Origin of the sequence: Arthrospira sp. PCC 8006, assembly GCF_046480465.1 — a bacterium.
Classification (GTDB): domain Bacteria; phylum Cyanobacteriota; class Cyanobacteriia; order Cyanobacteriales; family Microcoleaceae; genus Limnospira; species Limnospira platensis.
Genome location: NZ_PKGG01000013.1, coordinates 45,329 through 51,987, shown reverse-complemented (window position 1 = coordinate 51,987; position 6,659 = coordinate 45,329). Strand labels below are relative to the sequence as shown.

Here is a 6,659-nt window from a genome sequence, read left to right as displayed (position 1 = left end):
CCCCGATAATGATGATCACAAGTTCAATTAATCAATAGGAAATAAAGCCATGAATGAGTTTGAACAAGAAAAAATGATGGTTATTGCAGAAATGGCTAGGGAGATTTACATTCAAATGATGTCACGAGATATCTCCTATTCCAATCAGGATACTAGGGTGACATTAGCCGAAATAGCTCATAACGCTGCTATTGATTTTATGATGGTACACGAAAAATGGGTAGAATCTCAGTATCCAATTATCTCTCAACCTCAACCAGGCATTATTGCCTCTGATTTCAACATTAACGGCTATAACAGCGATATCCTACTGGGAGGTGATTTTAATGCCTAAGCTACTCCCGGTAGTCACACTAACAGGGTCTTACAAAGGGTTTCTGGTAGGTCATGGTAATATCTGTATCGAAGTAGGTTCTTTAGAATGGTTTAAATACCTAGAAACCCATAAATCCTTTTCAGTGGAGGTTAATGGTAAACGATTTACGTTGTGCAAAAAAGTCTCAATTAATGGTTTCACCTACTGGAACCTCAAAGGGTGGGATGGTAGCGTCAATCATCACATCTACGTTGGAAAATCTGACCAAGTTACTGTAGACAAGTTAATAGACGTAGCTAACGCTATGGTTACTAAGTGTAAGATTAGCGGGGAGGTGTCAAAACGACATTTCCTGTACTAAACCCTAAACCCTAACACCTAACAGCTAACCCTAACTCAATAACTTAAATGGCCCCCTATGGTTTCTGACTGTAGGGGTTCATTCATATTTTTCGTTTTCAGGCCTGTATTTTCAGGCCTGAAAATGGTTTATATGAATGCTTGCCTCTAATTTACCCACAATAAACACCCTAAGCCAAAACCTTAACCCGTCTATTAGGGGTACTGGGTTCCGCACGGGATGATTACCACCAAAAATTGGAGACTTGCTGAGGATTATGTGGATAACCGATGTCGCTGGTAAAGCAATTGTCTAGGATTATGTGGGTAGTGGCTACCATCCCCAAACAAGTCACCAGTTGAAACGCGTTATGTTGGTAGTGAACTGAATTCAGCGGGGTGATGATTAGATAATGCGATCGCATTTTGTTGGTAGCGAGTAGGTTCCTCAATATTTCACCAATAACCTGACTACCCCTATGGGTTTTGAAATTTGAGCCATACCCTCCCCCCATAACCGAAACAAACACTCTTAGGGGTGCGACCGATGTGATAGCAGTCAATGGTTCGTAACGAACCGATAGGCTTGCCATTGACGGGTATCACGAGAGAGTTACCCTATCGGTGTTTGGTTGGGGGGAGATAGTAGGTATTTGACAGTTCCCCTAGGTTATGCTTGTTGACTGAGTAATCAACCTATTGACAGAATTATTTTCCTGTGCTAGGACTAGATTGTGAGTAATATCTGAGTAACTCGATAGGATATAGGGGTTGAGCAATAACCCGCTATCGCTGTCAGGATAAGGGTTTAAGTTAAATGGTTCTGGATGGTAGTCAAGCGTCTACATAGCCTACAACCCCTATTCTACCGTTACTTAGGTGTTACTCAAAACCATAGCAGGATCCATCAATCTGTAGCCATAAAATAACCCCTAGGGTTTAATCCAGGGGTGTTAATTTATGAAAGGTTGACGATTAGATTAATCTATCTGATAGATAACTCCAAGGAATAATTTAGCTTCAGAGCTATCAATATCAACCCCTAACGCTGTTAACCGTTCTATGGCTACATCCAATGGTATAGGTAACTTAGAGCATCCATCGAGAACTTCTAAGGTAGCGTCAATCCCTTTTGTTTTATATTTACTCTCGTTGACGATTGTGCTATGTCCCATAAGTCTCGCTCTCAACTCAATAGGTAGTCCATACTTTTCACCTAACAGGTTGTACAGCCTACGAAAGGCATATTTCTGAGTTACCGGGCATTTCATTGAGGCAATTTTTTCGGTAAAACTTGTGTCAAATCCTCCGATTATGGTTCTGGTTTTACTGCCTTTTCTGGGACTATATTCTGGCAATAACGGTCGTTTCAATTCCAGAAGTTTAAACATTTCAGGACTGGGAATTGGAGCAACAATCCTTCCCCCTGTTTTGATACTCACTTTTCGACCTTCTGCGTCAGTAAAGTAAACATAGTCACCTAGCACCAAGTAATTGTCTTGATTATCGGGGTCTGACAGTGCTTTGATGATTACGCCATCTTCAGTTACAAATGGCTTAGTTAGATTAACRGCRGCGGCTATCTCGGTAGGTCTYARCCCGTACATTACTGCCATACCAGTCACCCATAACCAGTTATGTCGAGATGATTGACATCGAGGGTTTTTAATAGTATAGGCTTCTTGTTTGGCGCTATACCACCAATCCTTAAAGGCATCGATGCCTATCCGTTGTTTCTTTTTGAATTGCGTTTGTTTGGGGTCAATAGGTTCAAGCTTTTTAAGTAAATGGTCTTTGTTAGGTGATTTCTCAGCTATGGCTTTTAAGATGTAGTAACGTTCCTTGAAGGTTTTGGAGCCTACTAATTGTTCTCCATTCTGTAAGGGAGTGTACAGCATAGCCTTGAAACTTTCCCAGCTAGGATATTCATCCCAATTGGGGAAGTCCTCAAAAAATACTCCCTTGGTTTGATGGTAAGACGCTAAGTCGCTTACGATATCGCGAGAACGTTTCCTTCCTGTGTTGCGGTTGTAACCCGCAAAATACTCATCCTCTAGTTGTTGGAATATTTCCCGATAGGTTATCAGATTATCCTCAATCTGGTTCTTTCCTAAGATAGTCGCATCGTACCAATCCCAAAATTCACTAGCGCTAGTGATAGTCCCTAGGGCTTCTGATACCAACTTAGCTTTCCTAACGCCGTCTATCACCCCTTGAGGTGTACACTCAAGATTAGCCGTTTTGGGTAGCCGTTTCCCGGTAGGTGGTTGCTTAAACTGCAATAGTAGGTTGTACCTAGCCCCGGTCTTTTGTAGTTTGAGTGTCACTCCTTTGGGACATTCCCCTTTAAAGTCTTGATAGGCTTTCAAGAATCTAGCGTAACTCTCATCGTAGTTGCCCTTTCCCCCTACTGTAGGGGTATCAGTAGCGTTACTCATTTTTTACTCACTTGTTACTCTGTTATGGTTTTGAGTAACACCTAAGTAACCGTAGAATAGGGGTTGTAGGCTATGTAGACGCTTTTAGTCCTGGCAATTCGCTCGGTCGCTGCCGGCGCTACCTGGTGGGATGTGATCGCCTCTAAAGAAATTCAAGCGGCTTTCGAGATCTCCGATTCGAGTCCTGAGTCTAACAATACCGCCTCTGACCTGCCACCTCTGACAAAGCGTGAGCAAGAAATTCTCGCTCTGATGGCTAAGGGCCAAAGTAACCAGGAAATTGCCGATGCCCTTTATATCTCACCTGGTACCGTCAGAGTCCATGTCCACGCTATCCTGCAAAAGTTGGATGTGCGCGATCGCACCCAGGCTGTTATCCTGGCTATGCAAAATGGTATGCTCAATTCCTGATAAGTAAGGCTTTCTTTTGAAGGGCGATCGCATATCATACCAGCAATGCTTGAAACGCCTGATTCCCCAGGCTTCGTTTATTTTGGTGTTCAACTCCTCGCCAGTCCAAAGAGTGTAGGAAAATCCGCGATCGCACTTCTGGGCTGTTGGTTTCTGGGGGGCGATCGTATCATGATCCTTGTTACCCGAGTTGAGTTTCACCCTTCTAGGCAGATATCATCTAATTTTAGACCATTCCCCATTGCTCAAATCTCGAAGTTCTGGCAACTCAAATTGAGCCTTTTTCCAAGCCGGAGTTTCGGCAAAAATATCTTCGAGTTTCAATAAGTGAGTTGGAATGTTTCCCGGAAAATTATCGTGAAATGCTTGTAAACGATCCGAATATCCTTGGGTGTAGCCAACTCCCGATAACATGATGCCAATATCTGCATTGTGAATCACCAAATTACCACAAAAATCCGCAGTAAATGAAGCATCTAAAGGAATGCGATAAAGTTTGCATTGAAAATATATTTTTTTGTTACCAAGTACCCCATAACCATCAATTCCGCCATCCTTTCCTGGGGAACCGGGATGCAAACCGAGGTGAGCAGCAAAACGCCGCCCCAAGTCTTGCTTGACTGCTTCTGATGAAGCAATGATGCCATTAACTAAAGCACCTATTTCCAAATAATCCATATCCCTAAACTTGTTTGTCCTTGACAATCGGCAAAGTTGCACCTAGGATTAAATTTTCATACATTAAACTGATTCCCAGAAAAATACATTCATCGATATTTTCTTTCATGCCCAATGCTTCCAGTTTATCAGATATTTCTGTATTTAGTTCGAGCGATCGATGATATCTGCTCTGTTGGGCTGGATGACTGATCCTGTCTTGTTGAATCTTCAAATCATGTCGATAGTTTTGGATTTGTTTTTGTTTCCATTTTGTCCAATTTTCTGCCAAGTCTTTTTGGGATTGTGTTTGTTCTGCTTGGATTTGCTGATTGACAAAATGAATATAGCTGATCGCCCAATCTGGCAACTGTTGAGTTCCAGTCCTCAGCGCTTTGGAGAGCGCGACTATTTTGTTAATTTCTGATTCGGTTAACTGATATTTTATGCTGTGATTTTCCTGGTTTTTTAGGTGTTCAAAGTTGTGAGTACCTTGGGCGATCGCCTCATCTTCTATCCTCGTGCTTGATGAATCTTTTTTAACCATTGTATTGGCTCCTATTTTTCCTACAATTAATCCTCTATAAACTCAGCAAAATAAGAGTATAATTCTTGATGCTGTTCATCATCCCAAATATATTGATACTCTTCATAAATTGCATCTTGAATTTCATCTTGCAAATCTGGCATCTGGGAAGCAGTTCGACAGTTTCGAGGTTTTTCGTCAGATGGTATTCGGGATACAACATCCTCAACTGATTCGGCTGGTATACCTAAAGGTACAATAATAACTTTGGGGTTAAACCCGATTTTAGATTCGAGTTTCGAGATCACTTTTAGAGTTCTCGGAAGATTACGCAGAGCCTTCTTTTTTTGAGACTTATTGATGGGAACCAAAATTAAATCTGGATCGTTTCACAGTATCACCTGAACTGTATTTTGAAGAGGGGTATCAATATCTAAAACGACATGATCGAAATAAGCAGGATTAGCTTTTCCTTTGAGTGACCCTTTATCTTTATCCCAAATCAGTTTACTATTTTCTAGGTCTTCTGAATCTTTGGACTGTGTGGGTATTTTACCTTTGGTGAAGAATTGCCAAAGGTCTGCTTGATCATCACAATCAACGAGAAGGACGCTATATCCCCGACTGAGTAAGACACCCGCTATATGGACGGCTAACGTGGTTTTTCCCACCCCGCCATCGTTATGAGTACAGAGAATAATCAAATTTCCGCTTCTCCCCGGCTCATGCACAGACTAGATTATCCCAATTATAGCGGGAAAGATGGTGCGATCGCACTTCTGGGCTGTTGGTTTCGGGGGTGCGATCGCCAATCTTTATCTCCCGTTCTCATCCTCTCCCGGCAAAAAATCATCATTTAAAATATCCGCGATCGCGTAGGGACACTCCGCCGGCAATACCTCCAACGGCAACCCCGTCTCGTCCTTCCCCTGTCGTCGTGTCCGGGGATACGCCCACAAAATCGCCTCCGGTAAGTAATTCTTCAAACTCGGCGAATCTTCCAAAATATCTAAAATTCGCGTGCGATGTTCGGTGATACTTCCCGCCCAACTTCCCGTCCGCAACTCCGGTTGAAATTCCCACTTGAGTAAGTGCAATAGCGTCATCGCCAAATTGCTGCGAAGACTGCTGCGTTCCCGCTTACTCATATCCTCAATTTCTTCGAGCAAGTTTTCCCAGTCCACTTGGTCATAATTGCGATCGCGCAATTGTTCCAATGTCTCCTCAATCCAGAGGACGTAATCTTCGCAGTAAAGTGTTGTCAATTGCTGTTTCGATAACGTCATATCCGATGATCGCCGATACGGGGTTTAAGGTTGATTCTGAGTTTCGGAAGTTCGATCGCCCTTTGTGTAAGTTTTGACTTCAGAATAATTCAATATTTTTTGATCTTGAGTGAGTAAGAATGTGTCATAAACTTTGGCTGTGGCAACGATAATTTGATCGGCAGGATCCGAATGAAATCCAGACAATTGACTTGATTGAAGTATAATTGGAAGGCTCAGTTCTAAAATTTGAACTCCCGGATAGCTTAAAGCAAGTTCTAGCCATTCATCGACAGAACAACTAAAACTCAATCGGTTTTTCTCGACTAATTGAGCAACCTCCCAACAAGAAATGATGCTGATCCCCAGACCACTTTTTTGATGGGTTTGAATGCTCTCCTGGTTTTGGGGAGATAACTTGGGGTTTTCATCCACCCACCAAATCCAGATATGAGTGTCTAGAACGATCATAGCAATGCTTCCCAGTCATCTGCTGCGACGGGTTGGTAGGGATCGTCATAGTGAATCACCTTCCCATGCAGGGGTTGATCTTGGCAGGAAGGCTGTCGCGATCGCATATCCTTTTTGACCGTTTTCAAAATGGCTTCAATAATCAGGATACGCTCTTCTATCGATGTACCTTGTATTTTTTTCAGAATTTCTGATTCGATCATTTTTTTGGATGATATAATGGTTGTTTTGAGTGC

General features: G+C 42.4%; 12 protein-coding genes. 4 read left to right on the top strand and 8 right to left on the bottom strand.

Annotation, left to right across the window (positions count from 1 at the left end; translation table 11 throughout):
- Positions 1-49 precede the first annotated feature (49 nt).
- Both B9T16_RS04115 and B9T16_RS04110 read left to right on the top strand, forming a co-directional pair.
- Positions 50-334 (top strand): hypothetical protein, encoded by a 285-nt coding sequence (locus tag B9T16_RS04115; RefSeq protein ID WP_410244157.1) that lies wholly within the window; start codon positions 50-52, stop codon positions 332-334.
- Positions 327-677: a hypothetical protein gene (locus B9T16_RS04110; RefSeq protein WP_014274304.1), complete on the top strand. Its 351-nt coding sequence runs from the start codon at positions 327-329 to the stop codon at positions 675-677. The genes B9T16_RS04115 and B9T16_RS04110 overlap by 8 nt, the downstream gene beginning before the upstream one ends.
- Positions 678-1,635: 958 nt before the next feature.
- Here B9T16_RS04110 and B9T16_RS04105 read toward each other — a convergent pair.
- Entirely contained in the window at positions 1,636-3,093 is a 1,458-nt protein-coding gene (locus B9T16_RS04105) for a recombinase (RefSeq protein ID WP_410244156.1), read from the bottom strand.
- A gap of 132 nt (positions 3,094-3,225) precedes the next feature.
- Between B9T16_RS04105 and B9T16_RS04100 the strand changes: the two genes are divergently transcribed.
- A complete protein-coding gene (locus B9T16_RS04100; RefSeq protein ID WP_410244155.1) occupies positions 3,226-3,504 on the top strand; it encodes a response regulator transcription factor in 279 nt (92 codons plus the stop codon).
- A gap of 216 nt (positions 3,505-3,720) precedes the next feature.
- Here the strand turns inward: B9T16_RS04100 and B9T16_RS04095 are convergent, their stop codons facing one another.
- The 4 genes from B9T16_RS04095 to B9T16_RS04080 all read right to left on the bottom strand — a co-directional run bounded on the left by B9T16_RS04095 (position 3,721) and on the right by B9T16_RS04080 (position 5,358).
- Positions 3,721-4,182 (bottom strand): hypothetical protein, encoded by a 462-nt coding sequence (locus B9T16_RS04095; RefSeq protein WP_006616396.1) that lies wholly within the window; start codon positions 4,180-4,182, stop codon positions 3,721-3,723.
- A gap of 4 nt (positions 4,183-4,186) precedes the next feature.
- Entirely contained in the window at positions 4,187-4,708 is a 522-nt protein-coding gene (locus tag B9T16_RS04090; RefSeq protein WP_410244154.1) for a hypothetical protein, read from the bottom strand.
- Between the two features lie 26 nt (positions 4,709-4,734).
- On the bottom strand, positions 4,735-4,995 hold the full coding sequence (locus tag B9T16_RS04085) for a hypothetical protein (protein ID WP_006616394.1): 261 nt from the start codon (positions 4,993-4,995) through the stop codon (positions 4,735-4,737).
- A gap of 81 nt (positions 4,996-5,076) precedes the next feature.
- On the bottom strand, positions 5,077-5,358 hold the full coding sequence (locus B9T16_RS04080; RefSeq protein WP_231852117.1) for an AAA family ATPase: 282 nt from the start codon (positions 5,356-5,358) through the stop codon (positions 5,077-5,079).
- Between the two features lie 12 nt (positions 5,359-5,370).
- Between B9T16_RS04080 and B9T16_RS04075 the strand changes: the two genes are divergently transcribed.
- The gene (locus B9T16_RS04075) at positions 5,371-5,547 is read left to right on the top strand and encodes a hypothetical protein (protein ID WP_161783013.1); all 177 of its coding nucleotides are present in this window, start codon (positions 5,371-5,373) and stop codon (positions 5,545-5,547) included.
- Here B9T16_RS04075 and B9T16_RS04070 read toward each other — a convergent pair.
- Genes B9T16_RS04070 through B9T16_RS04060 form a run of 3 tightly spaced genes read right to left on the bottom strand, consistent with a single transcriptional unit; the run spans position 5,503 to position 6,626 of the window.
- The gene (locus B9T16_RS04070) at positions 5,503-5,973 is read right to left on the bottom strand and encodes a DUF29 domain-containing protein (protein ID WP_035736242.1); all 471 of its coding nucleotides are present in this window, start codon (positions 5,971-5,973) and stop codon (positions 5,503-5,505) included. The genes B9T16_RS04075 and B9T16_RS04070 overlap by 45 nt on opposite strands.
- A 24-nt stretch (positions 5,974-5,997) precedes the next feature.
- Positions 5,998-6,423 (bottom strand): type II toxin-antitoxin system VapC family toxin, encoded by a 426-nt coding sequence (locus tag B9T16_RS04065; RefSeq protein WP_006616391.1) that lies wholly within the window; start codon positions 6,421-6,423, stop codon positions 5,998-6,000.
- Positions 6,420-6,626, bottom strand: coding sequence for a hypothetical protein (locus B9T16_RS04060; protein WP_014274734.1), 207 nt, complete (start codon positions 6,624-6,626; stop codon positions 6,420-6,422). Before B9T16_RS04060 ends, B9T16_RS04065 begins: the two co-directional genes overlap by 4 nt.
- Between the last annotated feature and the right edge of the window lie 33 nt (positions 6,627-6,659).

What these genes read in the sequence shown, in the direction of transcription:
- B9T16_RS04110 (WP_014274304.1), top strand. Translation starts at nt 327, where the DNA reads ATGCCTAAGCTACTCCCGGTAGTCACACTAACAGGGTCTTACAAAGGG.
- B9T16_RS04070 (WP_035736242.1), bottom strand. Translation starts at nt 5,973, where the DNA reads ATGACGTTATCGAAACAGCAATTGACAACACTTTACTGCGAAGATTAC.
- B9T16_RS04090 (WP_410244154.1), bottom strand. Translation starts at nt 4,708, where the DNA reads ATGGTTAAAAAAGATTCATCAAGCACGAGGATAGAAGATGAGGCGATC.
- B9T16_RS04075 (WP_161783013.1), top strand. Translation starts at nt 5,371, where the DNA reads ATGAGTACAGAGAATAATCAAATTTCCGCTTCTCCCCGGCTCATGCAC.
- B9T16_RS04065 (WP_006616391.1), bottom strand. Translation starts at nt 6,423, where the DNA reads ATGATCGTTCTAGACACTCATATCTGGATTTGGTGGGTGGATGAAAAC.
- B9T16_RS04060 (WP_014274734.1), bottom strand. Translation starts at nt 6,626, where the DNA reads ATGATCGAATCAGAAATTCTGAAAAAAATACAAGGTACATCGATAGAA.
- B9T16_RS04095 (WP_006616396.1), bottom strand. Translation starts at nt 4,182, where the DNA reads ATGGATTATTTGGAAATAGGTGCTTTAGTTAATGGCATCATTGCTTCA.
- B9T16_RS04115 (WP_410244157.1), top strand. Translation starts at nt 50, where the DNA reads ATGAATGAGTTTGAACAAGAAAAAATGATGGTTATTGCAGAAATGGCT.